Raw genomic sequence first — 25,428 nt, 5'->3', positions numbered from 1 at the left:
GCTAGGACTGTTCTGAACGCGGGCTCGAGACGGTGAAATGAGAGACATGGCACAAACACTTTCCCTGACAGACATCACCAAGGATTTCGGCGGCGGCCCGGTGCTCGCTGGAATCTCCCTCGACATCGCGCCGGGCGAGCTCGTGGCCGTCATGGGGCCGTCCGGCTCCGGCAAGTCCACGCTGCTGCACTGCATGTCCGGCGTGCTCACCCCCACGCACGGCAGCGTGCGCTACGGGGACGAGGAGCTCTCCGCGCTTTCCGACGCCCACCGCTCCCGCCTCCGCCTTCGCAACTTCGGCTTCGTCTTCCAAGATGGCCAGCTCCTGCCGGAGCTGAGCAACGTGGACAACGTGGCGCTGCCCGCAATGCTCAACGGTATGGGGCGGAGTGCCGCCCGCAAGCGAGCACTGGAGCTGCTGGACCAACTGGGCCTGGGCGATTTGGCGGACCGCCGCCCGGCGCAGGTTTCCGGTGGTCAAGCGCAGCGCGTGACCATCGCGCGTGCGCTGGTGGCGAATCCGGGCGTGGTCTTCGCCGATGAGCCCACCGGTGCCCTGGACCAGTCCACCGGTCATGAGGTGATGCAGATGCTGACCACCATCGTGCGCCAGTCGGGTGCCAGCCTGGTCATGGTCACGCACGACCCGAAGGTGGCCGACTGGATGCAGCGCCGCGTGGAGATTCGCGATGGCATCATCCACGACGACCGCCGCCTTGGGGTGATTCGATGAACACCGCAACCTTGGTCTTTGACCTGCAGCGCGAATCGATACGCGCGCGCTCCGGTACTGGAATTGTCTCGGTGCTGGCGATTGTGAGCCTGACCATTGGTTCCGCCATTGCCTTCCTCGTTGCGGGTGGCACCTGGATGTTCTGGGAGCGCGCCCAGCACGTCGAGGACGCCGCCCCGGCTCTCAAGGAGCCCTTCGGCAACGAGATTGAGTTCTTCCTGTATTCGTGGTTTGCTCTGGCCCTGTTGGCCTGCGCCTTCATTCTTCCGGCGCTGTTTAACCTCACAGCCCAAGCCGCTGTCCTCGGCGCCTCAGGCAGGGAGCAGCGCCTGGCCACCCTGCGCCTGTTGGGATTGAGCTCCCGCCAGGTGGAGCGCATGGCCATCGTGGAGACGGGCCTGCAAGCCATCATTGGCATCGTGCTCGGCGGGCTGATCAGCCAGCTCATCGCGCCGGTCTTCACCCAGCTGGACTTCCAGATGCGCTCCATTTCTTTGCCTGAGATTCTGCTGCCCTGGTGGGGTTATCTGGCCGTGGCCGGCGTACTTTTCCTGCTGGCCATCGGCGCAGCACTCGTCGGCATGCGCCGGGTGCGGGTGAGCCCGCTGGGCGTGGCTAAGCGTCAGATGCCCGCGGCTTACCGCTGGTGGCGCGCCATCGTCTTCCTTGTCATCGTGGCGGTCGGCGGGGCTTTCCTCTTCGGCAAGGCGGGCCCGCCCACCGCTATGGTCATCGTGGTTATGTTCGGCATGCTGATGAGCATCAACCTCATCGCTCCCTTCATCCTGCAGCTCGGCGCGCACATCTTGTCCCTCTTCCCGGGTACCGCGCACTTCGTGGCCTGCCAGCGCGTGGCGGGTAATGCGCGCCCCGCGTGGAGGCGGAGTGCTGCCATCGGCTTCTTCGGTTACTTGGCGGGATTCCTCGTTACCGCGCCCTTGGGCTCCGATGCCCTGGCTCTGTCGCTCAAGGAAGACCCCGGAACGAACGTGGTGTTCAAAGACATCTCCACCGGTGTCGTGTTAACCCTCATCTTTGGCTTCACGCTGACCACCATGTCCATCATCCTGGGACAGGTCTCCGGAATCTTTGAAGACAAGGAGCTCATCCGCTCCCTGGATCTCATGGGCGTGCCGCGTGGCTTCCAGTTCCGGTCCGGCGCGCTTGCGGTCATGGGGCCCGTCGTGGGATTGAGTTTCTTCGGCTTCCTCTTTGGCGGCGGGATTGCCTCGCTGATGTTCTTCTCCAGCGTCGAGTCAAGCGACGTCAATGTACTCGCCCGCCTGCTCATGGCCTTCGGCTTCTTGGCAGTGGGCTGGCTGGTTACGCTCCTTGCCATCGTGATTGTGGAGCCTCTCCGCGGTTACGTGTTGCGCACGGGACGGCGAAAAGAATGAAAACGGTACTGAAAATCTTCGGTGGCCTGTTCGTCGTTGCTCTCATCGCCGTGGTCGCGGCCGTGTACTTCTTCGGCCCCTCCTATGGCGGGGCGCTGCTGGGCAAGCCCTACTTCCTCTTTAACGCCAGCGAGAAGCGCATCAATACCGCGATGGTGGATACCGCAGCGATCTCCGGAATCTATGGCGAGAGCGAAGAATTCCAGCGCGCCCGTGAGGCCTTTAAGGAGGACCCCACGAACGCCGAGCTCCTCGATGCCGCTATTGATGCCGCCGGCGGCAAGCACTCCAAAGTCTTTAGCACCGAGAAGGAAAAGGCCATCGAAAGCACTGAGCCCTTGGTCGATTTTGAGGATGGCGTCCTGCGCGCGACCGTCCCGTCCATCGGCCGCCACGATGATGGCCAGGCCTACGCCGACACGCTCGCTCAAGGTCTGACCGCCCACCCGGAGGCCTGTGCTGCCGTGGTGGACCTGCGCGGCAATGGCGGCGGTGACATGGGCCCGATGTACGCGGGCTTAAGCCCCCTGCTACCGGATGGCACCGCGCTCTCCTTCGTTAGCCGCATGGGCACATCTGATGTGGTCATCGATGGCAATTCCGTCACCGGTGGCGGCACACCCACCACCACGTCGGGCGGCAAGCTTGAGGTCCCCGTCGCCGTGCTCACCGACGACGAAACCGCGTCCTCCGGCGAGGCCACCCTCCTGGCCTTCCGCGGCCTGGATAACGCGCGCACCTTCGGCGAGCCGACCGCCGGCTACGCCTCTGCGAACGTGGTTCTGGATTACCCGGACGGCCGCTCGCTCATGCTCACCACGGCCAAGGACAAGGCCCGCACGGGCGAGGAATTCGCCGAGGACCCCATCGCCCCCGATGCCCCGGAATCGGAGCTCGACGGCTGGCTCGCCTCCCACTGTGGCTCCTAGGCACGTTGCGGCTCCTAAGTAAGCTGCGGCGACCTAGCCGCAACGTTCGCCTTCCCACCGCCAATAGTGATGCCACTTCCACGGCGGAGGAACGAGCTCGCCCCGCCCTTTTATGACCGCGAGGACCTGGTGAACCGCGACGTCGAGGTGGTGCTCAATTGTGGCGGCGGTGAAGTGGAGGGGCCGGTAGCCGCGCTGGATGGCGTCGTTAAGCTTCTGGCGGTCGATCTCGAAACGCTGCCGGTTCTCGCCTTTGTGATAGGCATAGCCGTCCACCTCGATGGCCACCTTGTGTTCCTCTAGGAGCAAGTCCCAGCGGTAGGGGCCAATCCGCACGTTGTTGCGGACTTTGACGTGGGGATCGAGACCCCGGGTGAGGTCGCGCTCCGGCTTGCTATCCGCCCCGACGATGGCCTTTTCCAACACCTCACGCGTGTGCTTGGGCAGGCGGCGAAAGTCCAGCTGTTCCGTCTCGATGCGAGAGCGCCCATGCGGCCCAGCGAAGAAGGCCTCGATGAAGGCCACGGCATCCTCGTGCTCCATCGCCTCAACGAATTGCAGCGGGCTACACACGTTTACCCCATTCATGCTGCCCAGCGCTTTGGGCCGCGCCCGTCGGCTCCGGAAGTACGTGCTCGGTGCCATCGTTCCTGCGCGCAGGAAGTGAAGCGGAAAAGTCAGTTCTTGGCCAAGATACTGCTGGGCGGCGGTGTAGCCATCCAGAGCTGAATCCGGCCAGCGTCGTGAGACGATTTCAGCGAGCTCGCGCGGCGTTGGCACCGCAGATAAATACAGACCGCGACAAATCTTGATTGCCTGGCCATTAGCCGCACGGCGAGTGCCCGCGCGTCCCTCGAAAATTTTCATGTGCCCCCGATGAGTACGTTTCTAGCAAATAAGCCCCCAGAAACCGCTGTTTTCGGCCCCCTATTTGATCGAATCGTACGTCACGAATGCGGAGTTGTCGCGGTGACAAAGAAAAAGGACGTTTCGATCAACTAAGGCCTCTCAAACCCTCGGATTTTGGGTCTTATTTGATCGAAACGTCCCTAGAAACGCGAATTACTTGAAGCGAGCCTTAGCCTCTTCGAGGATCTTCTCTGCCTCAGCCTTGTCGCCCCAGCCGGAGCCGGTAACTTCCTTGTTCGGCTCCAGGTCCTTGTAGTGGACGAAGAAGTGCTCGATCTCATCCTTGATGTGCTGCTCCACATCGTTGATGTCCTGGTAGCGCTCCCAGCGCGGGTCATCGATGACGGCGAGCAGCTTGTCGTCGCCGCCGGCCTCGTCGGTCATCTTGAATACGCCGAGGATGCGAGCTTCCACGACAACGCCCGGGAAGACCGGCTCCGGGAGGATGACGAGTGCGTCGAGCGGGTCGCCGTCCTCGCCGAGGGTGTGGTCGATGAAGCCGTAGTCAGCCGGGTAAGCCATCGGGGTGAACAGGTAGCGGTCCAGGTAAACCTTGCCGGACTCGTGGTCCACCTCGTACTTGTTGCGGGAGCCCTTCGGGATCTCGATGGTTACTTCAACGCTCACGGCTGAATCCTCCATAACTAATAGGTTGGCATGTGCTCCGCATAGTCTACCGCGCTAGTCTAAAGGGCGATGAAAGCTAAGCATGTCTGGTGGAGTACTGCGGCCCTCGTCACGGCCGGCGTCGTGGCGGCGACGGCCGCAGTGGGCGTAGAAGTCCAGCGCACCTACGATCAACTGGACCACGGCCAGCCCTATAAGCAGGCAGAACCCGAAACGCTGCTCCAACCCGTCGAGCCTGGTGAGATAGACACCGCCGCGCTTAAAGCGAAGTTGGATGAGCTGGGCAAAGACAAGGCTCTCGCCACTTTCGGCGGTCAGGTCATCGACACCACCACCCACGAGGTGCTGTGGGAGCGCGAACCCGCAAAGCCGCTCACGCCCGCCTCCTCAACCAAGGTCCTCACCCTCGCCGCAGCAACGCTCGCGCTCGATGAAGAAGAACGCCTCACCACGGAAGTGGTCAAAGGCGATAACGATGGCGACGTGGTCATCAAAGCCTCCGGCGATGTGTGGCTGACGGACGAGCGCCTCGATGAGCTCGCGGAGCAGATCAAGAAGCACATGAGTACCGTCAACCGAGTATCCATTGATACCTCCGTCTGGGCCGGCCCCGACCAGGCTCCCGGCTGGGACGATGACAATATCGACGGCGGCTATGTCGCCCCCATCCAGCCGGCCATGCTCTACGGCGGGCGCATCGGGGAGAAGACCGGGGACGTCCCGCGCTCCCATGAGCCGGCACTCGACGTCGCCCGCGCGCTCGCCAACCGCCTGGGTACCGATAAAGCCGACATGGCCCCCGCACCCGACAACGCGGAGGCCATCGCCTCCAGCGAGTCCGAGCCGCTGGCCCTGCGCGCGCAGCAAGCGGCGAAGGACTCCGACAACGTCATGGCAGAGGCCATCGTCCGCGAGCTGGCCATCAGCCAAGATGCGGAGGCAAGTTTTGACGGTGCCGCGCAGGCCACCCTCGACACGCTCAGCGGCGCCGGCATCGACGTCAACGGCGTCACCTTAAAGGACGGTTCCGGTCTCTCCCGCGATAATCGCATCCCGGCAGGCCTCCTCGCGCACATCGCGGACCAAGCCGTGGCCACCGAAGAGCTTCGCCCACTGTTGGGCTACCTCCCCCTCGCCGGCGGCGAAGGAACCCTCTATGAGCGCTATTCCGATTCGCCCGCCCGCGGCTTCGTGCGCGCCAAGACCGGCACACTCACCGGAACCTCCGCGCTGACCGGCACCGCCCAAGGCCAGTCGGGCCGGGTTTATGCCTTCGCCTTCCTGGTCAACGACGGCGAAGTCACCTCCGCTCGCCAGGCCCAAGACGCCCTCGCCGCCGCACTCCATGACTTCTAAGAAACCTTTTTGGCCACGTAAAAGCCCCAACTTCTTGGCCTGCCGGGTGGCCGCCCGCGCCGTGGTGGGGCAGCACCCCCGCGCCATCGCGGTGGGTTTGTCCGGCGGGGCCGACTCGCTCGCTTTGACCGCCGCACTCGTTGCGGAGGGGCACGAGGTCACAGCGCTCTGCGTCGACCATGGCCTACAGGAAGGCTCGGCCGCACAGGCGCGCCGGGCTGCCGACCAGGCTCGTGGATTGGGAGCGGGGGCGGAGGTGTTGCCGGTGGACGTCGCCAAGCAAGGCTCCGTTGAAGCCGAAGCCCGCGCCGCCCGGTACCGTGCCTTCGCGCCCTGGGGCGAGGTGGCGGTGGCTCATACCGCTGATGACCAGGCCGAAACCCTGCTGCTGAGCGCCCTGCGGGGGAAGGTGGCGGGCATGTGCGAGCGTTCCGATGTCGAGGGCGTGCGCGTGCTGCGCCCCTTGCTGAACGTGCGCCGCGCCCAGACCGAGGCCGCCTGCGCGGAGCTAGGGCTGGACGTCTGGCACGATCCCCAGAACCAGGACCCGGCCTTTCGCCGCGTGGCGCTGCGCCGCGAGATCCTCCCGCGCCTGCAGGAGATCCTAGGCGGTGACCCCGTGCCGGCTTTGGCCCAGGCCGCCCATGACGCCGCGCTTGACGACGCCCTTCTCACCACCCACCCCACCCCCGACTGCGCCGAGCTAGCCGCCCTTCCCGAGCCGAAGCGCCGCCGGGCGATTGCCGCGTGGCTGCGCGAGGAAGGGGTAGAGGTTACGCGCGAGGCGGTGCGCGGCATCGATGCCCTGTGTACGCGGTGGCACGGGCAGGGGCCAATCGCCGTCCGTGGTGAAAAGAGAGGTACAAGGTTGGAAGTCGCACGCGTTGGTGGCAAACTGTCACTATTGCCTCGGTCAGCAAAGGAGCGCTCACGTGCACGACAACCATGATTCAGCCGTCCCCGCCAATCCTTATGGAGAGGACATTAGAAACGTACTCGTCGCCGAAGACGATCTTCAGGCGCGCGTCCAAGAGATGGCGGACCGCGTTTCCGAGAAATACAGCAACGCCGATGATGACCTCATCCTGGTGTGCGTGCTTAAGGGTGCGGTCTTCTTCTTGACGGACTTTGCCCGCAAGCTCACCATTCCGTCCCAACTGGAGTTCATGGCGGTGTCCTCCTATGGCAACTCGGCCTCCTCTTCGGGCGTGGTGCGTATTTTGAAGGACCTGGACCGCGATATCGAGGGCCGCGATGTGGTCATCGTGGAAGATATCATCGACTCCGGCCTGACCTTGTCCTGGCTCATCCGCAACCTGCAGGGCCGCCAGCCGCGTTCCCTGGAAGTGGTCACGCTGCTGCGCAAGCCCGAGGTGGTCAAGGCGGAGCTGGATCTCTTCGACGTGGGCTTTGATATCCCCAACGAGTTCGTCGTGGGCTATGGTCTGGATTTTGCGGAGCGCTACCGTGACCTGCCCTATGTGGGCACGCTGGAGCCTGCGGTCTACAGCAACGACTAGTCTTTTCTTGCCCTCTTTGGTTTGAGGCCTCGAATTCGCAAGGTAATTAATGAAAAACAAGAACATCATCCGCTATGGCTCGATTGCGGGCCTGGTTCTCATTCTGCTGTACGCCTTTACGTTCTTTAGCAATGATGCCCGCAGCTTCAAGCAGGTCGACACCTCCGTGGCCATGCAGCAGTTGGCGGATAAGAACGTCGAGGAAGCGCAGATCGATGACCGCGAGCAACAGCTGCGCCTCAAGCTCAAGAAGCCGGTAACGGTGGAAGAGCAGGAGGGCATCGAGGAGGTCATTGCCAAGTACCCGGCCCGCGCCTCCGAGCAGGTCTTCAATGCGGTGAAGGGCTCTGGTGCGGAGAAGTACCAGACCAAGGTGACGCAGGATTCCTTCATCGGTTCCATGATCAGCTTCCTGCTGCCAATGCTGATCCTCTTCGCGCTGCTGTTCTGGCTCATGACCCGCATGCAGCAGGGCGCGGGCGGCATGTTCGGCATTGGTGGCTCTAAGGCCAAGGAGCTGACCAAGGACATGCCCACCAACACCTTTGCGGATGTTGCCGGTGCGGATGAAGCGGTGGATGAGCTCCAGGAGATCAAGGACTTCCTGGATGATCCGGAGCGCTACCACGCGCTGGGCGCGAAGATCCCGCGCGGCGTGCTGTTGTACGGCCCTCCCGGCACGGGTAAGACCCTGCTGGCCCGCGCCGTTGCGGGTGAGGCCGGCGTGCCTTTCTATTCCATTTCTGGTTCCGACTTCGTGGAGATGTTCGTCGGCGTCGGTGCCTCCCGCGTGCGCGACCTGTTCAAGCAGGCCAAGCAAAATAGCCCGTGCATCATCTTCGTCGACGAGATTGATGCCGTGGGCCGTCAGCGCGGCTCCGGCACCGGCGGTGGACACGATGAGCGCGAGCAGACCCTGAACCAGCTGCTCGTGGAGATGGATGGCTTCGGTGACCGTGAGGGCGTCATCCTCATCGCCGCCACCAACCGTCCCGACATCTTGGACCCGGCGCTTCTGCGCCCGGGCCGCTTCGACCGCCAGATCCCGGTGACCAATCCGGACCTGGCCGGCCGCGAGCAGATTCTGCGCGTGCACGCTAAGGACAAGCCGCTGGCCAAGGAAGTGGACGTGGCGCAGCTGGCCAAGCGCACCGCCGGCATGTCCGGTGCGGACCTGGCCAACGTTCTCAACGAGGCTGCCCTGCTCACCGCGCGCATTGGCGGCAACGTCATTACCTACGACGCGCTGGAGGAGGCCACCGACCGCGTCGTCGGCGGCCCGCGCCGCCAGAGCAAGATCATCTCTGAGCATGAGAAGAAGGTCACCGCCTACCACGAGGGCGGCCATACCTTGTCGGCGTGGGCGCTCAAGGACATTGAGCGCGTCTACAAGGTGACCATCCTGGCCCGCGGCCGCACCGGCGGCCACGCCATGACCGCGCAGGAAGACGACAAGGGCATGTACACCCGCGACGAGCTTTTCGCTCGCCTCGTCTTCGCCATGGGCGGGCGTGCCGCGGAAGAGCTCGTGTTCGGCGCACCGACCACCGGTGCCTCCTCCGATATCGAGCACGCCACCAAGATCGCGCGTTCCATGCTGACCGAATACGGCTTCAGCCCGGACCTGGGCACCGTCAAGTACGGCCAGGAACAGGGCGATCCCTTCAGCTATGCCGGCGGCGGTGGAACCATTGACTACTCGGATTCCGTGGCCACCAAGATCGATGAGCAGATGGCGTACCTCTTGGACCGCGCGCACCAGCAGGCCTATGACATCCTGTCCGAGCACCGCGACTACCTGGATAAGCTCGCCGAGATGCTGCTGGAGAAGGAAACCCTGCGCCGCCCGGATCTCGAGGGCATCTTCGAGGGCATTGAGCCGCGCGAGGCCTTCGACGTCTTCCCGAACGAGGACGCCCGCTTCCCGCGCCAGGCTGGTCGCGAGCCGGTGAAGACCCCGGTGGAGCTGGCCCAGGAGCGTGGTGAGGAACTGCCGAAACGCATGACGCTTCTCGACGCCTCCCGTGCCGCCCGCGAGCGCCGCCACGCGGAGCTGGAGCGAGCAAAGGAGAACGGCGGCGAGCTCGCTGGCGCTGCATCGGAGGCGCCGGTCGAGGAGATCGGCTTCAGCTTTGGCCAGCACGCCGGCGATTACGTGGATCCGGAGAAGGGCAACACCTTCTTCGGTGAATCCGAGATCACCGAACCTACCGGCCGCGAGCTCAGCGAGGACCGTGCCGAAAGCGATGGAGCACACGATGAGACCGTGGCCCCAGAGCAGGCCCAGCCGGCTGCGGAGCAACCGGCTGAAGAGCAGAAGGGCCCCAGCAACGAGGTCACCCAGGAGATTCCGCGCGTGCCGGAGTCCGCTGCACCGCAGCAACAAGCACAGCCGGAATCGCAACCGCAAGCACAGGCACAGCCTCAAGCACAGCCACGCGAACGCGAGCAAGAGCGCCGCGGCCGCCACGCCAAGCCGGAGGATCACGCCTGGGGCGCGCCCGGCTGGGGAGACAACGAATACCGCAACAACCCGTACAAGGACGGCGAGAATAATGAGCGATAACATCCCGGCGCAGCGCGAGTTCGATCACGAGCGCGCCGAAGCCGCTGTCCGCGAGCTTCTCATCGCCGTGGGCGAGGACCCCGACCGCGAGGGCCTGCGCGAAACCCCGGCCCGCGTGGCCCGCGCCTACGCGGAGGTCTTTGCCGGTCTCCACCAGGACCCGACCGAGGTCCTCCACAAGACCTTCGCGGAGGAGCACCAGGAACTCGTCCTCGTGCGCGATATCCCCATCTACTCCACGTGCGAGCACCACCTTGTGCCCTTCTACGGCAAGGCACACATCGGCTACATCCCGGGCCCCGACGGCCACGTCACCGGACTGTCTAAGCTGGCCCGCCTGGCGGATATGTACGCCAAGCGCCCGCAGGTCCAGGAACGCCTGACCTCTCAGATTGCAGACGCCCTCGTGGACGTCCTCCACGCACAGTCCGTCATCGTGGTCATCGAGTGCGAGCACCTGTGCATGGCCATGCGCGGCATCCGCAAGCCAGGGGCCACGACGACGACGTCCGCAGTCCGCGGCGGTTTCAAGAAGAATGCGGCCTCCCGTGCGGAGGTCATGAGCCTCATTAGGAGCTAGTTTCCATGGCAGTCAGCAACCTTACCGTTCCCGGCCGCACGCTGGTCATGGGCATCGTCAACGTCACGGAAGATTCCTTCTCCGACGGCGGACGCTGGATTAATGTCGACGACGCCATCGCGCACGCCCGGCACTTGGTGGCCTCCGGCGCGGACATGATCGATGTGGGCGGCGAGTCCACCCGCCCAGGTGCGGTGCGTGTCGCGGCCGAAGAGGAAGAGCGCCGCGTCGTGCCCGTCATCAAGGCGCTGCACGAGGAGGGGATCAAGACCTCGGTGGACACGATGCGAGCCTCGGTTGCCACAGCGGCCGCGGAGGCCGGTGTCGACATGATCAACGACGTCTCCGGCGGTGCGGCCGACCCGGACATGTACCGCACCATGGCCGCCACCGGCCTGCCGGTGTGCCTCATGCACTGGCGCACCGTCCAGTTCGGCAGCGCGGCCGGAGTGGCCGACCACGGCGGGGACGTCGTGCGCGATGTCCACGAGTCCCTGGCGAAGCTCGCCGATAACGCCCTGCAGGCAGGTGTCAGCCACGACAATATCGTCGTGGATCCGGGCCTGGGCTTTGCCAAGTCCCCGCAGGATAACTGGGCTTTGCTCAAGGCGCTGCCGGAGTTCCTGCAGGGCGAGTTCCCGCTGCTCGTGGGCGCTTCCCGCAAGCGCTTCCTCGCCGCCATCCGGGAGGATCGCGGTGCCGAGTCCAGCCCGCTGCTCGCGGATCCGGCCACCGCGGCCGTGACCGCCATCTCCGCGCAGATGGGAGCGTGGGGCGTGCGCGTGCACGAGGTCGACGTCTCCCGCGATGCTGTGGATGTGGCCGCCGCCTGGAATGCGGGCGCGGCGTATACCGGCGGCGAGCATGCCTCCGGCAGCTATGCCAACGGCGCCGATGGAGGAACCGTGGTCTCGACTTCGCTGGGGAGGGCTTAAGCCCATGGCGGATCGCATCGAGCTCACCGGTCTGGAATGCTTTGGCTACCACGGAGTCTTCGAGGAAGAGAAGAAGACGGGGCAGCCCTTCATCGTGGACGTCACATGTTGGTTGGACACCGCGGGCATCGAGGATGACCTGTCCCGTACGGTGAATTACGCCGAGCTTGCCGACGTCGCCGCAAACATCGTCGAAGGCCCCTCCCGCGATCTCATCGAAACGGTGGCCGCTGAAGTCGCCGAGACCGCGATGAAGCGCTTCGAGATCCTCCACGCCATCGAGGTGACGATCCACAAGCCGAAGGCACCCATCCCGCGCACCTTTGCAGACGTCGCCGTCGTAGCGCGCCGCTCCCGGAAGCGGATGGCAGGCTAATGCGCGCTGTCTTGTCCATCGGCTCCAACATGGAGGACCGCCGCGCGCTCCTACAGACCGTTTTCGATGAATTCGCCGCCGAGACCGTTGCGGCCTCCCCGGTCTATGCCACCCCGCCGTGGGGTGTGACTGACCAAGATGAATTCCTCAACGCAGTGCTTATCGTGGACGTGGACTGCACTCCGCTGGAGCTGCTGCGCCGTGGCCAGAAGTTGGAAGAAGCCGCCGAGCGCGTACGCGTGCGGCACTGGGGTCCGCGCACCTTAGACGTGGACATCGTGCAGATAGACGGCGTTACCTCCGATGATCCGGAGCTCACCCTCCCGCACCCCTATGCACACGAGCGCGCTTTCGTGCTCGTGCCGTGGTTGGCTGCGGATGAGCACGCGGAGCTCAACGGCACCCCGGTGCGCGAGCTCATCGCGGGCCTCGATGAGGACGAGGTCGCAGCGGTGAAGGAAGTGGGGTAGGCGATGAAGAGGACGTCGATCAGCGCGCTCGTCGGCGTGGCCCTCTTCGTGGCCGCAGCGGCCGCCATCCTCACCACCCGCTTTTATGGCTCAATGCTGGCCATTCCGGCAACGGTGTCGATTTCCCTGTGGGCCATGGCGCTGGTCTGTGTGCTGTTGACCCTCAAGGTGCGCGGCGCCAAGGACGATGAGCATGGCATCGGCCTGGATAACTCGCAGCTGAATCCCATGACTATCGCGCAATTCCTGCTCGTCGGTAAAGCCTCCGCGTGGACCGGCGCCATCGTGGGTGGGGCCTATGCGGGAATGGCGGTCTATGTCGTGCCGCGCGCCGGCGAGCTCGTTGCTGCGTCCGGTGACCTGACCGGGGTGGTGACCTCGGCGCTGGGTGGTGCCGCGATGTGCGTTGCCGGAGTGGTGCTGGAGCGACACTGCGAGGTGCCACCTCCATCTGATGGTGCACAAGCGGTAAGTTAGTGGGCATGACGAGTCCGAACCACGCCCCTGAGCCCCAGCACGAGTCGGCCCCGGATGATCGCCCGACGACCCAGTTTTCTGTACAGCCGGACTCACAGCCGCCAACGTCGGTGGAGTCTTCCCAGTCCGGTTCGAAGACGGACGCCGGTTCCATCGGGCTCATCGTCTTGGTCATTCTCGCTGTCATTGCCAGCCTGGTTATGTTGATTTCGGGCTCAGCGAATGCGCTGAAGATCGCTTTGCTCGCCTCCCTGTGGGCCGCGGTTCTGGGCTTCTTCCTGGTGGTGCGCTACCGCCGTCAGGCCCATGAGGCCAACGAGCTTCTGGCGGTGGAGCGCGCCCATGCCGCTTCCTCACTGACCGCCTCCGGATCTTCCACAGCAGACAATAGCGAGGTTCTGGCGGAGATCCGTTCTGAACTAGAAGCCATCCGCGCCCAGATCGAGGAGATCTCCGGGCGCGAGTGGGTCTACGAACCTGCCGCCCTGTACGCGGAGGCCCGCCGTATCCAGGAGCTGGAGCGCAAGGCCGGCGGCGCGAGCGTGGATGAGCGTGGCGATGCCACCAACGTGAACTTCACTCAGAAGTCCGGTGGCGCGCCTTCTGCCGACGCCGTGGCAGGCCGCCTCGGCTCGCAGCCCACCCACCCAGTGAGCAACCCGCTGGACAACCTGTTGGCGGATAATGCCCGTGCCAACGCCCAGCAGCCGGCTGCGGAGCCAGGCGCGAAGCCTGCTCAGCACCCCACTCAGAAGCCAGCCGAGCAGCCCGCCACGAAACCCGCCGGGAATCCCGCAGATCAGCAGGGCGCCCGCCCAGCCCCATCGCCCTTCGGCGCGCCGCAGCCTTCTCAGAACCGTCCCCCGGCATTTCGCCCAATGACCGAAACGCAGCCTAAGCCGCAGGCGGCGCAGCAGAAGCCGCAACCGAAGCCGAAGGCCGAGAAACCCCAGCCACAGCCGAAGCCGCAGCAGAAGGCGCCGGAGTTTAAGACCGATAGTTTCCAGGCCGTGCAGTGGAACCAGGGTGCTGCGGGCGGGCAGCACATCAAGGAGAACTCTGCCCCGGCCCAGCCGCACCACCGCCACCGCAAGCCGGAGGCAGACACCGCACAGACCAGCACCCGTGGCCGCCGCCGCAGCGATGAGCACCGCGAGGGCGCGGTCTCCGTGGCGGAGCTCATGGCACGCCGCAAGCGTCAGCAGGAACAGCAGAACAAGGGCGACAAGAAGTAGATGAAGGCACCACGCATGCGGGTGGCGGTCTGGGGTAACTCCCGGGCCGGCCTTAACTTCGCACGGCGCCTCGAGTGGGCCGGCCACACCATCGAGAGCCTTGAGGACCCCTCCGAGTTGGACCGCTTCGATGCACTGATTATCGCTGCAACGGCGAGAGAGCTGGAGGCGGCTGTTGGGGATGTGGCCAAGCACGTGCGCCCTAGGCAGATTATTATTCATACCTCGTTGCTGGTTGGGGTAGAAGCACTCGATGAGCTGGAAATACGAGGCTGTGTGACGATTGCCGCAGCACCATTGGCTGACTCCTATGCGGTGAGCACGCCCGATGAGGTAGCGGAAACCGTCATTGGTCTGCTGCTATCGGAGATTTCCCAGTCCGCAGAAACGGTGCCGGAGGAGCAGCGCGCCGAACGTGCCGCACGGTCGTACTACGCGGAGATGCTCGGTGCACTCAGCGTGTGGGCGGCGATAAAGGCGGGGATTATCGAAAACTTTATGGGCGGCGCCTTCGACCTCGACGCCGGGGACATCATCGATGCTTATTCTGCCGCCGTGGAGCTGGGCATGGCGCGCAACTACCGCGACGTCGCCCGCATGGTGGGCGGGCAGGAGAAGATTGAAGAACTGGAACTGTGGGCAGTAAGAAAGGAAGCGCCGTGGCAGAACAACTCCTAGTGGAGGACATTGAGCGCATCCGCATGGTTGGTAGCGCCTACCGCAAGACGGGCAAGCGTGTGGTGCTCGTGCCGCTGGGCCGCGATATCCATGCGGGGCACTTGGCCTTGGTGCAGGCGGCGCAGCGCGTGCGCGGCGGCATCGTCGTCGTGGCTGTGGACCCAGAGACGGACATCTCTGCCCTCGACGGTGTTGATGTGGTGTGGCGCTATAGCGAGCAGAGCCAGCGCACGCGGGTCCTCGCACCCGATCACGGCATGGAGGACGTGAGCGCGGAGCTGACCCGCATTGTGGCGCTGACCTGTGCGCTGGGGCCCAGCGATGTGCTCATGGGGGAGAAGGACTACGAGCTGCTCGTGGCCACCCAGCAGGCCTTTACGGACCTCCACATCACAGCGCGCGTGCAGGGCGTGCCCTCGGTGCGCATGCCGGACGGAGTGGTGATGAGCCTGCGCAACGCTGACGTCGCACCGGAGGCCCGCGAGCAAGCCAGCGCGCTGTCGGCGGCACTCACCGCCGGTGCGTACGCGGCGGAGTCCGGAGCCGAAGAGGTTGTGCGCGTGGCACGTGAAGTGTTGGCCGCAGCAAACGTGGAGTCGGAGTACGTCGAGCTGCGCGGACGCGACCTGGGTGAGGCCCCCGCAGAGGGCGATGCCCGCCTCTTTATCGCCGCTACCGTGGGTGGGGTGCGGCTCATCGATAACGCGGGCGTGCCGTTGGGCATTGGCTTCCGTAACTTAGAACAGCGCGGATAAAAGTCTGTGGCGCAGGTCTCCACCAGTTAGGTTGGAGGCATGAAGATTGGAATTCTGGGAGCCGGCGCCATCGGCGGATACTTTGGCGGAAAACTGAAAGCAGCGGGCCACGACGTCGCCTTCGTCGCTCGCGGTGAGACCTTGCGGGTGTTGGGGGAGACGGGCGTGACGCTGATCGACGCCCACGCGGAACCCACCACCACCGAGGTCATTAAGGTCCCGGCTGCCCAAACTTTTGCTGAGGTCAAAGAACTCTTGGGTGGGCTGGACGTGGCGGTTATTGCGTCGAAGGCGCTGCCGGGCAACGAGACCTTTGGCAGCGCGGAGGACCGAGAGGCCCTGCAGGGGATCCCGGTGGTGACCACGCACAACTCGGTTGAGATTCCCTACCTGGCGGCCGAGGAATTCGGGGAGGAAAACATCCTTGCCGGTGTCGCCCGCGTTTACGCCACCCGCCTGGGACCGGCTCAGATCAAGCGCAACCCAGGGCCCTTGGCTTTGGCTTTTGGTCCGCTGAGTGCTGAGGCGCCGGAGTCGCTGCGCCGTACGGGCGAGGAGCTGGCGGCCGCGTTGAAAAAGTCTGGGGCCTCCAGCAAGTTCCACGACGCCGCGCTTGTCGACGTCTGGTCGAAAGCCATGTTCGTCACCCCGACAGGCACTCTAGGCACCTTGGTGGACAAACCGATTGGGTACCTCTGCCAGGAAATCCCCGGCCAGCTCGAGGCCTTCATGCGGGAAGTTGAGGCCGTCGGGCGCGCACTCGGCGTGGAGCTACCAGAGAACGTGGTGGAACAGACCATGGAGTTTGCCCGCCAGCAGCACCCGGACAGCACGTCCTCAATGCAGCGCGATATCAAGGAAGGATTGCCCAACGAATTAGACGCCCAGGTCGGAGCGATCCGACGCATGGGCGTCAAAGCTGGGGTTGCAACCCCGTTGTGGGACTTCGCACAGGAGGTGCTGGAGGCGCAGCTGCGCACCGCCTAAGAGTGCGCACTGCGCAGCGTCGGTGCCTTATTCGGTACCGATCTTGCCGCCCTTCTTCCACACCACAACCACGGCCGGGCGCGGGGTGGACTTACCGCCATCAGGCCAGTGGGAGGTGGCCTTGTCGAAGGTGGCGTCATCAGACTCGCCCGGGTGCTGAACGTTGACCATGACGCGGTCATCGTCGACGATCGGGCCACAGGTCTCCGCGCCCGCCGGGACGGTGAGGAAGCACTTGAGCTCGCCGCGGGTCTCGCCCTCGGTGGTCACGGCGTAGAGGCCGTCGTTAGAGTCCAGCGCGTTGCCGTCAGTGGAGATCCACAGGTTGCCGTGGTTGTCGAAGGCCAGGTTATCCGGGCAGGAAATCGGGGAGACCTTCTCCTTGTCGAAGCCACCGAAGTAGGTGCTGGCCTCACGCGGGTCACCGCAGACTAGGAAGAGGTTCCAGGTGAACTTCTCACCGGCGTGGTCATCCTCGAGCTCCATGACGAGGCCGTTCTTGTTCTCCTTGACCGGAGCCCATTCCTTGGCGTCTTCCTTGTTCTTCTTAGCGTTCTCGCCGGTGGCGCCGCGGTACTTATTGTTGGTCAGCGCGATGTAGACCTTCTCGGTCTCCGGGTGAACCTGGACGTCTTCCGGGCGGTCCATCTTGGTGGCGCCCACCTTGTCGGCGGCCTCACGGGTAAAGACGGCGACCTCTTCGGCGGACATGCCGTCCACGTGGGACTCGAACTTGTTGTTCTCAGTATCGGAGGTCAGCAGCTTGACCCACTCGCCGCTGCCATCGAAAGCGCCGTCCTCCGGCAGGACACCAGAGCCGTCGATTTCCTTCTCCGGGGAGTTGCCCTCCATCTTGGCCACGTACAAGGTGCCGTGGTCCAGGATGGTCATGTTGTGCTCGAGATCGCCTTCCTTGTACTTCTTGGTGGAGACGAACTTGTAGACGTACTCGAAGCGGGAGTCATCGCCGGAGTAGCACACCACGGTGCCATCCTTGGTGATGTGGATGTTGCCGGCCTCGTGCTTGAAGCGGCCCACTGCGGTGTGCTTGATCGGGGTGGACTTCGGGTCCAGCGGGTTGATCTCCACGAGCCAGCCAAAGCGGTTCGGCTCGTTCGGCTCCTTGGTCACATCAAAGCGGTCATCGTACTTTTCCCACTTACGGTCGGACGGGCCCTCCTCGATGCCGAAGCGCTTCAAGGACTCAGCAGCCTTCTGATCCTTGATGTCGCCGCCGGCGAAGTATTGATCAAAGTTCTCTTCGCCGGAGAGCATGGTGTTCCACGGGGTCACGCCGCCGGAGCAGTTGTTGAGGGTACCCAGGACCTTCTCACCCTTCGGGTCGGCGGAGGTCTTCACCAGGTCAGTGCCCTTAGCTGGGCCCACCAGGGTGAACGGGGTGGTGGCGGTGATGCGGCGGTTGAGCGGGCCGAACTCACGCTTGAGCTCGCCGGAGTCCTTGACCTTGGACACCTCGAGGATGGTGTGGCCGTGACCGGCCCAGCCGATCTTTACCTGCTCCTCGGTGGGGTTCTCCGGGTCGTAGTCCGGGAACATCATCGGCTCGGTGGTGTACTCGTGCGAGCACATGTAGATCATGCGGTTCTTGTCATCCGGGTGCTCGATGAGGCCGGCGAAGTCATTGTTGAAGCCGAACTGCTTCTCCGCCGCTTCGGCGGTCTGGTTGTTGACGTCGAATTCCGGAGCGCCCTCGATGACTGGGTCACCCCAGGCAATCAGAACGGACTGCTCATAGCCCTTTGGGATGACGACCTCATCCTTGGTATTGGCCTCAACGGCTTCAAAGTGCATGCCTTCGGCGGAGGTGAGCTCGATGTCGGAGCCCTTAACTTCGCTGGTCTTGTTGGAGGAGCCGCCCGCCGCAGACCCGTTGTCATCCGGAGCAGCGCATGCAGCCAGCGCAGAGGAACCACCAACGGCGACGACAGCCAAGCCACCGGCGCGCAGGGCGGTACGGCGGGAGAACTGGTCGCCGAAGTAAGGGTTGTCGGAGGTGTTCTCGCATTCGCCGAAACAGGCATTACCGCACTTGTAGGTGCAGGTAAGAGAAGAACGAGACGAGGTGAACATGTTAGCCAAGAGATTACGGCCGTTGAGTGCCATGAAAGTTATGCTCCAAAAATCGAAAATCGTTGGTTGCGCAAGGGGATGTCGCAACGAAGTGTCGCAACGGACGTCATGAGTTAATACGGTTGAGATGACCGCGCGGTTGATCCTGTCTAACCGCTAGATGAACACTCTGTGAACCGGGATCGCGCCAGCGTATAGGGATCGACTACCCTAGACAACCGTGAGCGAGAAGAAGAATACTGAAGTTACTGACGTCCCCGAGCAGCTGCGCATTCGCCGCGAGAAGCGTGCCCGACTGTTGGAGTCCGGCACCGAGCCCTATCCGGTGACCGTAGACCGCACGATCTCCCTGCGGGATCTTCGCCAGCAGTTCCAGGTGGTGGCCGAAGGTGAGGAGCCAGCCGCGGAAGAGGGCGTCACCTACCTCAGCGCTGGTGAGGAGACTGACGTTGAGGTGGCCATCGCCGGCCGCCTCATCTTCATGCGCAATACCGGCAAGCTGTGCTTCGCCACCCTGCAGGATGGCGACGGAACCCAGGTGCAGGCCATGCTGTCCCTTGCAGAGGTAGGGGAGGAGCGCCTCGCCGCGTGGAAGTCCGACGTTGACTTGGGTGATTTCATCTCCGTGCGCGGCCGAGTTATTGCCTCGCGCCGCGGCGAGCTCTCCGTCATGGCTAGCGAATGGACCATGGCGGCGAAGTCCTTGCGCCCGCTTCCGGTGTCCTTCGCTGACATGAATGAGGAAACCCGCGTGCGCCAGCGCTACAACGACCTCATCGTGCGCGAGGAAGCCCGCAAGAATGCCATGACCCGCGTCAAGGTCATGCGTGCACTGCGCAACTACCTGGAGGATGAGGGCTTCGTAGAGATCGAAACCCCGATGCTGCAGACCCTCCACGGCGGTGCAGCAGCCCGCCCGTTCGTAACGCACTCCAATGCTTTGGACATTGACCTGTACCTGCGCATCGCGCCGGAGCTCTTCCTTAAGCGCGCCGTCGTCGGCGGCATCGATCGCGTCTTTGAGATCAACCGCAACTTCCGCAACGAGGGCGTCGACCGCTCCCACTCCCCGGAATTCGCCATGCTGGAGACCTACGCCGCGTGGGGCGACTACAACGATTGCGCCCGTACCACCCGTGAGTCCATCCAGTCGGTGGCACGTGCGGTCTTCGGTTCCACCACCGTCACCTTGGCGGATGGCACTGAGTATGACTTCGGTGGTGAAGAGTGGCCGGAGATTGAAATGTACCCCTCACTCAACGAGGCTCTGCAACGCAAGTTCCCGGGCCAGCCGGAGGTCACCATCGACTCCACCGTCGAGGAGCTGAAGGCGCTTGCCGACGTCATCGGGCTCGACGTCCCGAAGGACGGCGGCTGGGGCCACGGCAAGCTGGTGGAAGAGATCTGGGAGGTGCTCTGCGAGGACCAGCTCGAGGGCCCGATCTTTGTGAAGAACTTCCCGGTCGAGACCTCTCCGCTGACCCGCCAGCACCGCTCCCTGCCGGGTGTGACCGAGAAGTGGGATCTCTACGTGCGCGGCTTCGAGCTGGCTACCGGATACTCGGAGCTGGTGGATCCCGTTATCCAGCGCGAGCGCTTTGAGGATCAGGCGCGCTTGGCCGCCGGCGGTGATGAGGAAGCCATGGTCTTGGATGAGGACTTCCTCGCTGCCATGGAGCAGGGCATGCCGCCGACAGCCGGTGCTGGCATGGGCATCGACCGTCTGCTCATGGCCCTGACCGGCCTGGGTATCCGTGAGACCGTGCTCTTCCCCATTGTGAAGCCGGAGAAGTAGGCCCGAGGCCAACTCACACAGAGCACACCCCGCGGCACATTCCGCGCGCAACGCACAAGCCACCAGCCCCACAGCTGAAGGCTTGTGCGTTGCTGTGTTTTGGTGGTGCTTTCAGTTTGTCGCCGCAGCGCACATCACTCAGCGAGAGGCCTGCCTGCGTGGAACAATACAAAACATGAAAAAGCTACTCTCTCTTCTCACACTGCCGCTTGTAACGGCTGGCTTGGTTGCGTGTTCTTCTGATGAAGGAACCGAGGAAGCTCATCGATTCGAAGTTGTGGAGTCCTCCGGTTCGCAAAGCAATGCGCAAAGCTCTGAAAGCGCCGAAGAAAGCGAATCCACAGATCGCGAGCCGGAGTTTGGCTCTCAACCTTCGGGCCTCAAAGAACGCGATGCTGAGGACTTCCGCGCGACTGGGTTCAGGTATGAGACCACGGTTGCCTGGGGAGTGAGGAGCCCAGACGGCAGGGTGTCGTGTTCTCTGCATGAGGGCTCTCAAGGGCCGTGGTGCACCGTTGGATTTGAAAACCCTCCTATCCTGCCTGACCCAGAGAACCCGCAATGGGAAGCGAACATGGTTTCCTTCAAAGATGGCGCAGGCTTCTTCCCCAACGGCGTGGTAGATCCCGGGGACCAGGTGCCGTCACAGCAGCTGGGGGAAGGCGAGAAAGTCGAAATAGACGGCGTGATTTTTGAAGCCCCCAGCGCAGAAGAATTCACCGTTCGGGTCGAAGACCATCATTTCACGGTGAAGGACGGCGGCCAGTTTTCGGCGGATACCTATCCGCTGAAGCCGGACTCCAACGGTTATGCGCCCGTGGGTACCGTCTGCGGCGAGGTCGACACCAATTTTGGCCGCCAGAAAGTCTTTGTGCAGACAGACGGAACGAATTGCACGACTGCAATGGAGATCGTGGACAAGTACGTCAACTACGAGTGGGACATAAAAGAAATGAACACCCGGGGAATCCTGGAGCTTGACGGCTGGAAGTGTTCCTACCGAGAACCGGAGTACATTGACATGCCGGATCCGGATGCACGCCGTCTGCACTGCGGTGATTTGTCCGGTAATGGTCGGGTCATTCTTCTCGACGCTGTACACCCAGATGTTCCGAAATACACATATAACTACTAGCGCAGCACTAATTCGTGGGACGATGATTGTTATGAAGAAGCTTCTCTCTATCCTTTCTGCCTCCCTCATGGCCTGCGCCGTGGCTTCGTGTTCTTCCACGAGCGAACCGGCGGGCGATGAGCCACAGTTTCAACAGAACTCAGCCAGCTCCACTAGCTCTGAGTCTGCCTCCAGTAGCTCTACTGAGGCCGCGGCGTCGAGCAGCGCCAAGCCCGATAAAGACAAACCCGGCGGATTGAAGGAACGCGATCCGAAGGACTTTATGGCCGGCGGTGATCGGGCGAGTATTCCGAACCCCATCCCGGCCGTCAAGAGCCCTGATGGGCGCGTCCTCTGCCTCATTCACGAAGAGACTGACGGCCCAAACTGCAAGGTGGAGTTTGCTGATCCGCCAATCTATCCGGGGCCAGTCATGCAAAGCTGGAGGTCAAACGCGGTGAGCTACCGCAGTGACCGTGGCTTCTTCCCTGTGTGGGCCATCGAGTTCTATAGGCCCACCGAGGTTGAAACGCTCAACGAGGGCGAGACCGTGAGCTTTGACGGTGGAACCTTTGAGGCGCACAGCGGCAATGAGTTCGTGGTCAAGTCGAACGGGCACCACTTCACCGTCAAGGATGATGGACAGTACTACTCCGATACCTTCCCGGCGAAACCGGACGCGGATGGCATTGCCAACACCGGTGCGGTGTGTGGTGAGAGCGGCACGCGTGGTGAAGACACCGGTTTGGTCTACGTGCAAGAGGACGGCACGAATTGCAATGACGCCATGGAATTGTTGGATGAATACGCCAACCATGATTGGCAGGCTGGCGAGGGCGGAAGCCGTGGCCACCTCGAGACTGACCTAGGACACTGTGCATACGGTGCGCCGAAACTGTGGGAGGATACCCCAGAAAACCGGCTGCTGGGCTGCAGCCTGGATAGCGGTGGCAGCGTCGTGGTCATCACGTCCCGCAACATGGAAACGATTCCTTAAAACCCCACCACCTGCCGGGGAGCGAGGAAACCTCGCTGCCCTGGCTCATGTGGCATCCCCGGCTAGCTTGCGAGTACTCTAAACTCCTTGCGCGCTGACATCGGAAGCGTTGGCGCGAGTATCCCCAGAGCAGAGAAAAGAAAGGTGTGGCTGGCCGCATGTCCGCTGAGATTCCCTCCAAGGTAGTCATCAACCTCAGCATCCTGGTGCTGGGAGCGATGGTCATGATTCTCAACGAGACCTCGCTGTCCGTCGCACTACCAGCCATCATGGCGGACTATGGCATCCCCGCCACGAGCGCACAGTGGTTGTTGACGGGATTCATGCTCACCATGGCCGTCGTCATTCCGACCACCGGTTACCTGCTGGAGAGGCTCACCACGCGCCAGATTTTCTTCGCCTCTGCCGGGTTCTTCCTGGCAGGCACCGTGGTGGCGGCCCTTGCGCCGAGCTTCGTCGCTCTGCTCCTCGGGCGCGTCCTGCAAGCAGGCGGGACTGCGTTGATGATCCCCACTCTCATGACCGTGGCCATGACTCTGGTCCCACCGCAGCGCCGCGGCACGGTGATGGGCATTATTTCTGTGGTTATTTCCGTCGCCCCGGCGCTGGGCCCCACGGTCGGCGGGGCAATCCTCAACCGCTTCACCTGGCACGTCATTTTTTGGGCCATGGTGCCGCTCATCGCTCTCATCCTGGTGGCTGGTCTCTGGCGCCTGAGTGATGTGGGTGAGAACCGCGATACCCCACTCGACGGTCCCTCCGTACTCCTTTCTGCTTGTGCATTTGGCGGTCTGGTCTATGGTTTGTCTTCGATTGAAAAGATGCTGCAGGGTGGTGCCTGGGTAGACATCGCCGTCACTGTGGTGGGTGTCATCGCGCTCATTGTCTTCATCCGCCGGCAGCGGCGTCTGGCGCTCGAGGATCGTGCACTAATGGATATGCGCCCCTTCCGCGTTCGCAACTTCACGCTCGCGGTGCTCATCCTGGTATTGTCTTTCGGCCTGATGCTGGGAATGGTTACGGTCTTGCCCATCTACCTGCAGACCACCCTGGGCGTCACCGCCTTTGCCACGGGATTGGCGGTGATGCCGGGTGGTATTCTCCAAGCATTTCTTTCCCCGATTGTGGGCCGACTCTTCGATTCCTATGGCCCGCGCCCGCTCATGATTCCGGGCTCGCTGTTTATGGTGGCCAGCCTGTGGCTCTTGGCCACCTTGGGCGAGAACTCAGCCGTGTGGATGGTTGTGGGCATGCACGTTCTCTTCTCCTTCGGCATGTGCCTGATGATGACGCCGTTGATGACAACAGCGCTGTCCTCGCTTCCGGAGAAGCTGTATTCGCACGGGTCGGCCATCATGAACACCTTCCAGCAACTGGCGGGTGCGATGGGAACGGCCTTCCTCGTTGTCTTCCTCACGCGCGGCACCCAGGCCGGTGTCGCGGCGGGGATGGGACCAGCCGCAGCGACGGCACAGGGAACGCACTGGGCTTTCCTCTTCGCTGGCGTGGCCGGCACCGCCATTGCGGTGATTGCGCCGCTGCTCAAGCGCGTGAATTAGCACAGCGGCATGTTCAGGCGAAGCTCCTCTGCATCCTCGCCCCACACGAGAACGGCGTCGGTCGAGTCCTCGGCGCCCATGTAGAACACCGGCTCGGTGTCGGAAACGTCGTAGCTGCGCACGGTGCACTGTCCGTTGGACAGTTCCTGTGCATCCTGCGTCGGGGCGGCTGCATCGCGCTTGGCGACGTCCCCGTACCGCGCCACGGAGTAGCCCACACCGTCACCAACGCAGGTGATTTTCGCGTCCTGACCATCTTCCGGTTCGCGGGCATCGCAGGTGGCACCGCTGAAGCCTTCCCCGCCGGGACGGGAGCTGATGAGTCCCGGGTGGTCGTCGACAAGCGCCTGCTCCGCCTCGGACCACGTCGGCCGCCCCAAGGAGAACCACAGTAGGCCGCCGATCAGAGCTAAGAGGAGAAGCCCCACGCCGAGCCCGGCGAAGACTTTCTTCTTCGAGGTCGACTTGCGCTTGGTGGAGCCTTTCGCGGGAGCGGGAGCTGCGACCTGCGGTTGGGGCTGCGTTCCCCACCCCTCCTGCGGGGCGGGGGAGTAAGGCTGTTCTGGCTGCCACTGCGGTGTGCCCGTTGCGGCGGTGTTCGTGCCACTGGTATTCGCGCCAGCCGTGTTCGTGCTGGTCGTGCCCGCGCTACGCAGCGAATCAACGACGGCAGCAGCCGAGGGGTAGGCGGCAGCTGCGCGGAAGGAAGGGCAGGCGGCGGCGACGATGCGCGCGAGGCGGTCGATTGCTTCTTTCGCTGTTGCGTTGGGAGCTTCGTTAGTTGAGGCTGGTCCGACCGCAGCGAAGAAGGCATTCGAGCGGTTATCGGTCAGGATGATGCGACGCGGATTGAGCGCGCGGATGGCGTAGTTGGCGCGGCCCTTGTTGAGCAGAAAATCGGTGGCGTCTGCCAATGGAGCAAAGACGGCGAGGGCTTCCTCCCGGGACAGGTGGTGCGCGCCAACGCCGGAGGAGGTGAAGTTAGAAAGCTGCTCGCCCGGCAGACTGCGGCGCACAAAGAATTCCTGACCGCTGTTCATCGTGCCTGTGCCCACGATGGGTGCGATGGCGCTGTGCTGTAGCTGCCCCATAATGCCGGACTGGCGGAGTACGCCGCGGTGCTCCGGGGCGTAGACTTCCACGAGCATCTCATCGTGTGAGGGATCTTCTACGAGGAAGAGCGTGGAGTCGGCTCCTTGGTCCAAGACTGCCTTTTGGCGCAGCTGGTGCTGGGTGGTGAAAAATTCTGGGAGCATAGACACGGTGAGGGGAAATCCTTCGCGGAGAGTCGACGATGAGATTTATAGAATCCTCTTCATTCTAAGGGGATGAAGCCTCCATG

General features: G+C 63.4%; 24 protein-coding genes. 20 read left to right on the top strand and 4 right to left on the bottom strand.

Annotation, left to right across the window (positions count from 1 at the left end):
- Window positions 1–46 precede the first annotated feature (46 nt).
- From HMPREF2912_RS01775 to HMPREF2912_RS01765, 3 genes are read left to right on the top strand one after another with little or no spacing between them, the layout of a single operon-like run.
- Complete coding sequence (locus HMPREF2912_RS01775; protein WP_070622958.1) at window positions 47–733, top strand: ABC transporter ATP-binding protein; 687 nt, start codon at window positions 47–49, stop codon at window positions 731–733.
- Window positions 730–2,130 carry an FtsX-like permease family protein gene (locus tag HMPREF2912_RS01770; protein ID WP_042532379.1) on the top strand — a complete coding sequence of 467 codons (1,401 nt, stop codon included), beginning with the start codon at window positions 730–732 and terminating at the stop codon, window positions 2,128–2,130. Before HMPREF2912_RS01775 ends, HMPREF2912_RS01770 begins: the two co-directional genes overlap by 4 nt.
- The gene (locus tag HMPREF2912_RS01765; protein ID WP_070683099.1) at window positions 2,127–3,059 is read left to right on the top strand and encodes a S41 family peptidase; all 933 of its coding nucleotides are present in this window, start codon (window positions 2,127–2,129) and stop codon (window positions 3,057–3,059) included. Before HMPREF2912_RS01770 ends, HMPREF2912_RS01765 begins: the two co-directional genes overlap by 4 nt.
- A gap of 33 nt (window positions 3,060–3,092) precedes the next feature.
- Here the strand turns inward: HMPREF2912_RS01765 and HMPREF2912_RS01760 are convergent, their stop codons facing one another.
- A complete protein-coding gene (locus HMPREF2912_RS01760) occupies window positions 3,093–3,926 on the bottom strand; it encodes an endonuclease domain-containing protein (RefSeq protein WP_070683098.1) in 834 nt (277 codons plus the stop codon).
- Between the two features lie 195 nt (window positions 3,927–4,121).
- Entirely contained in the window at window positions 4,122–4,595 is a 474-nt protein-coding gene (locus HMPREF2912_RS01755) for an inorganic diphosphatase (RefSeq protein WP_039676644.1), read from the bottom strand.
- A gap of 69 nt (window positions 4,596–4,664) precedes the next feature.
- Between HMPREF2912_RS01755 and dacB the strand changes: the two genes are divergently transcribed.
- Genes dacB through HMPREF2912_RS01690 form a run of 13 tightly spaced genes read left to right on the top strand, consistent with a single transcriptional unit; the run spans window position 4,665 to window position 16,530 of the window.
- Window positions 4,665–5,951 carry a D-alanyl-D-alanine carboxypeptidase/D-alanyl-D-alanine endopeptidase gene (dacB, locus tag HMPREF2912_RS01750; RefSeq protein ID WP_070622967.1) on the top strand — a complete coding sequence of 429 codons (1,287 nt, stop codon included), beginning with the start codon at window positions 4,665–4,667 and terminating at the stop codon, window positions 5,949–5,951.
- Window positions 5,941–6,900, top strand: coding sequence for a tRNA lysidine(34) synthetase TilS (gene tilS / locus HMPREF2912_RS01745; protein WP_070622970.1), 960 nt, complete (start codon window positions 5,941–5,943; stop codon window positions 6,898–6,900). The genes dacB and tilS overlap by 11 nt, the downstream gene beginning before the upstream one ends.
- Window positions 6,884–7,471, top strand: coding sequence for a hypoxanthine phosphoribosyltransferase (gene hpt / locus HMPREF2912_RS01740; protein WP_070683097.1), 588 nt, complete (start codon window positions 6,884–6,886; stop codon window positions 7,469–7,471). Before tilS ends, hpt begins: the two co-directional genes overlap by 17 nt.
- Window positions 7,472–7,520: 49 nt before the next feature.
- Entirely contained in the window at window positions 7,521–10,037 is a 2,517-nt protein-coding gene (ftsH, locus tag HMPREF2912_RS01735; protein ID WP_070683096.1) for an ATP-dependent zinc metalloprotease FtsH, read from the top strand.
- On the top strand, window positions 10,027–10,617 hold the full coding sequence (gene folE, locus HMPREF2912_RS01730; protein ID WP_070522726.1) for a GTP cyclohydrolase I FolE: 591 nt from the start codon (window positions 10,027–10,029) through the stop codon (window positions 10,615–10,617). Before ftsH ends, folE begins: the two co-directional genes overlap by 11 nt.
- Before the next feature lie 5 nt (window positions 10,618–10,622).
- Entirely contained in the window at window positions 10,623–11,552 is a 930-nt protein-coding gene (gene folP, locus HMPREF2912_RS01725; RefSeq protein WP_070522729.1) for a dihydropteroate synthase, read from the top strand.
- 4 nt (window positions 11,553–11,556) lie between these two features.
- The gene (folB, locus tag HMPREF2912_RS01720) at window positions 11,557–11,928 is read left to right on the top strand and encodes a dihydroneopterin aldolase (protein ID WP_070522732.1); all 372 of its coding nucleotides are present in this window, start codon (window positions 11,557–11,559) and stop codon (window positions 11,926–11,928) included.
- The gene (gene folK / locus HMPREF2912_RS01715; protein ID WP_070532253.1) at window positions 11,928–12,398 is read left to right on the top strand and encodes a 2-amino-4-hydroxy-6-hydroxymethyldihydropteridine diphosphokinase; all 471 of its coding nucleotides are present in this window, start codon (window positions 11,928–11,930) and stop codon (window positions 12,396–12,398) included. Before folB ends, folK begins: the two co-directional genes overlap by 1 nt.
- Window positions 12,399–12,401: 3 nt before the next feature.
- Entirely contained in the window at window positions 12,402–12,875 is a 474-nt protein-coding gene (locus tag HMPREF2912_RS01710; RefSeq protein WP_070532256.1) for a DUF3180 domain-containing protein, read from the top strand.
- Between the two features lie 5 nt (window positions 12,876–12,880).
- The gene (locus HMPREF2912_RS01705) at window positions 12,881–14,110 is read left to right on the top strand and encodes a DUF6779 domain-containing protein (protein WP_070683125.1); all 1,230 of its coding nucleotides are present in this window, start codon (window positions 12,881–12,883) and stop codon (window positions 14,108–14,110) included.
- Window positions 14,111–14,788 (top strand): Rossmann-fold NAD(P)-binding domain-containing protein, encoded by a 678-nt coding sequence (locus HMPREF2912_RS01700; RefSeq protein ID WP_083312470.1) that lies wholly within the window; start codon window positions 14,111–14,113, stop codon window positions 14,786–14,788. It abuts the gene before it with no gap.
- Entirely contained in the window at window positions 14,770–15,543 is a 774-nt protein-coding gene (locus tag HMPREF2912_RS01695; RefSeq protein WP_338025102.1) for a pantoate--beta-alanine ligase, read from the top strand. Before HMPREF2912_RS01700 ends, HMPREF2912_RS01695 begins: the two co-directional genes overlap by 19 nt.
- 39 nt (window positions 15,544–15,582) lie before the next feature.
- Entirely contained in the window at window positions 15,583–16,530 is a 948-nt protein-coding gene (locus HMPREF2912_RS01690) for a 2-dehydropantoate 2-reductase (RefSeq protein ID WP_070564111.1), read from the top strand.
- A gap of 27 nt (window positions 16,531–16,557) precedes the next feature.
- Here HMPREF2912_RS01690 and HMPREF2912_RS01685 read toward each other — a convergent pair whose 3' ends face one another.
- On the bottom strand, window positions 16,558–18,654 hold the full coding sequence (locus HMPREF2912_RS01685; RefSeq protein WP_070683095.1) for a PhoX family protein: 2,097 nt from the start codon (window positions 18,652–18,654) through the stop codon (window positions 16,558–16,560).
- Window positions 18,655–18,841: 187 nt separating this feature from the next.
- On the opposite strand from HMPREF2912_RS01685, the gene lysS reads away from it, so the two are divergent.
- The 4 genes from lysS to HMPREF2912_RS01665 all read left to right on the top strand — a co-directional run bounded on the left by lysS (window position 18,842) and on the right by HMPREF2912_RS01665 (window position 24,086).
- A complete protein-coding gene (gene lysS / locus HMPREF2912_RS01680; RefSeq protein ID WP_070683094.1) occupies window positions 18,842–20,416 on the top strand; it encodes a lysine--tRNA ligase in 1,575 nt (524 codons plus the stop codon).
- Between the two features lie 175 nt (window positions 20,417–20,591).
- Entirely contained in the window at window positions 20,592–21,551 is a 960-nt protein-coding gene (locus HMPREF2912_RS12820) for a hypothetical protein (RefSeq protein ID WP_070683093.1), read from the top strand.
- A 31-nt stretch (window positions 21,552–21,582) separates the two neighbouring features.
- Window positions 21,583–22,527 carry a hypothetical protein gene (locus HMPREF2912_RS01670; protein WP_070532269.1) on the top strand — a complete coding sequence of 315 codons (945 nt, stop codon included), beginning with the start codon at window positions 21,583–21,585 and terminating at the stop codon, window positions 22,525–22,527.
- A gap of 158 nt (window positions 22,528–22,685) precedes the next feature.
- Window positions 22,686–24,086, top strand: coding sequence for an MDR family MFS transporter (locus HMPREF2912_RS01665; protein WP_070683123.1), 1,401 nt, complete (start codon window positions 22,686–22,688; stop codon window positions 24,084–24,086).
- On the opposite strand, the gene HMPREF2912_RS01660 is transcribed toward HMPREF2912_RS01665, so the two are convergent.
- Window positions 24,083–25,342, bottom strand: a complete 1,260-nt coding sequence (locus HMPREF2912_RS01660; RefSeq protein WP_070683092.1) for a serine/threonine protein kinase — start codon at window positions 25,340–25,342, stop codon at window positions 24,083–24,085. The two genes, HMPREF2912_RS01665 and HMPREF2912_RS01660, sit on opposite strands and share 4 nt — an antisense overlap.
- Window positions 25,343–25,428: the final 86 nt, after the last annotated feature.

The organism is Corynebacterium sp. HMSC056E09 (assembly GCF_001813425.1).
GTDB classification, from domain to species: domain Bacteria; phylum Actinomycetota; class Actinomycetes; order Mycobacteriales; family Mycobacteriaceae; genus Corynebacterium; species Corynebacterium hesseae.
This window is presented reverse-complemented; position numbering and strand designations above follow the sequence as displayed.

Bases quoted from the DNA above. Each gene is read 5' to 3' on its own strand.
- HMPREF2912_RS01775 (WP_070622958.1), top strand. From the start codon at position 47: ATGGCACAAACACTTTCCCTGACAGACATCACCAAGGATTTCGGCGGC.
- HMPREF2912_RS01770 (WP_042532379.1), top strand. From the start codon at position 730: ATGAACACCGCAACCTTGGTCTTTGACCTGCAGCGCGAATCGATACGC.
- HMPREF2912_RS01765 (WP_070683099.1), top strand. From the start codon at position 2,127: ATGAAAACGGTACTGAAAATCTTCGGTGGCCTGTTCGTCGTTGCTCTC.
- HMPREF2912_RS01760 (WP_070683098.1), bottom strand. From the start codon at position 3,926: ATGAAAATTTTCGAGGGACGCGCGGGCACTCGCCGTGCGGCTAATGGC.
- dacB (WP_070622967.1), top strand. From the start codon at position 4,665: ATGAAAGCTAAGCATGTCTGGTGGAGTACTGCGGCCCTCGTCACGGCC.
- tilS (WP_070622970.1), top strand. From the start codon at position 5,941: ATGACTTCTAAGAAACCTTTTTGGCCACGTAAAAGCCCCAACTTCTTG.
- ftsH (WP_070683096.1), top strand. From the start codon at position 7,521: ATGAAAAACAAGAACATCATCCGCTATGGCTCGATTGCGGGCCTGGTT.
- folE (WP_070522726.1), top strand. From the start codon at position 10,027: ATGAGCGATAACATCCCGGCGCAGCGCGAGTTCGATCACGAGCGCGCC.
- folP (WP_070522729.1), top strand. From the start codon at position 10,623: ATGGCAGTCAGCAACCTTACCGTTCCCGGCCGCACGCTGGTCATGGGC.
- folB (WP_070522732.1), top strand. From the start codon at position 11,557: ATGGCGGATCGCATCGAGCTCACCGGTCTGGAATGCTTTGGCTACCAC.
- folK (WP_070532253.1), top strand. From the start codon at position 11,928: ATGCGCGCTGTCTTGTCCATCGGCTCCAACATGGAGGACCGCCGCGCG.
- HMPREF2912_RS01710 (WP_070532256.1), top strand. From the start codon at position 12,402: ATGAAGAGGACGTCGATCAGCGCGCTCGTCGGCGTGGCCCTCTTCGTG.
- HMPREF2912_RS01705 (WP_070683125.1), top strand. From the start codon at position 12,881: ATGACGAGTCCGAACCACGCCCCTGAGCCCCAGCACGAGTCGGCCCCG.
- HMPREF2912_RS01700 (WP_083312470.1), top strand. From the start codon at position 14,111: ATGAAGGCACCACGCATGCGGGTGGCGGTCTGGGGTAACTCCCGGGCC.
- HMPREF2912_RS01690 (WP_070564111.1), top strand. From the start codon at position 15,583: ATGAAGATTGGAATTCTGGGAGCCGGCGCCATCGGCGGATACTTTGGC.
- HMPREF2912_RS01685 (WP_070683095.1), bottom strand. From the start codon at position 18,654: ATGGCACTCAACGGCCGTAATCTCTTGGCTAACATGTTCACCTCGTCT.
- HMPREF2912_RS12820 (WP_070683093.1), top strand. From the start codon at position 20,592: ATGAAAAAGCTACTCTCTCTTCTCACACTGCCGCTTGTAACGGCTGGC.
- HMPREF2912_RS01670 (WP_070532269.1), top strand. From the start codon at position 21,583: ATGAAGAAGCTTCTCTCTATCCTTTCTGCCTCCCTCATGGCCTGCGCC.
- HMPREF2912_RS01665 (WP_070683123.1), top strand. From the start codon at position 22,686: ATGTCCGCTGAGATTCCCTCCAAGGTAGTCATCAACCTCAGCATCCTG.
- HMPREF2912_RS01660 (WP_070683092.1), bottom strand. From the start codon at position 25,342: ATGCTCCCAGAATTTTTCACCACCCAGCACCAGCTGCGCCAAAAGGCA.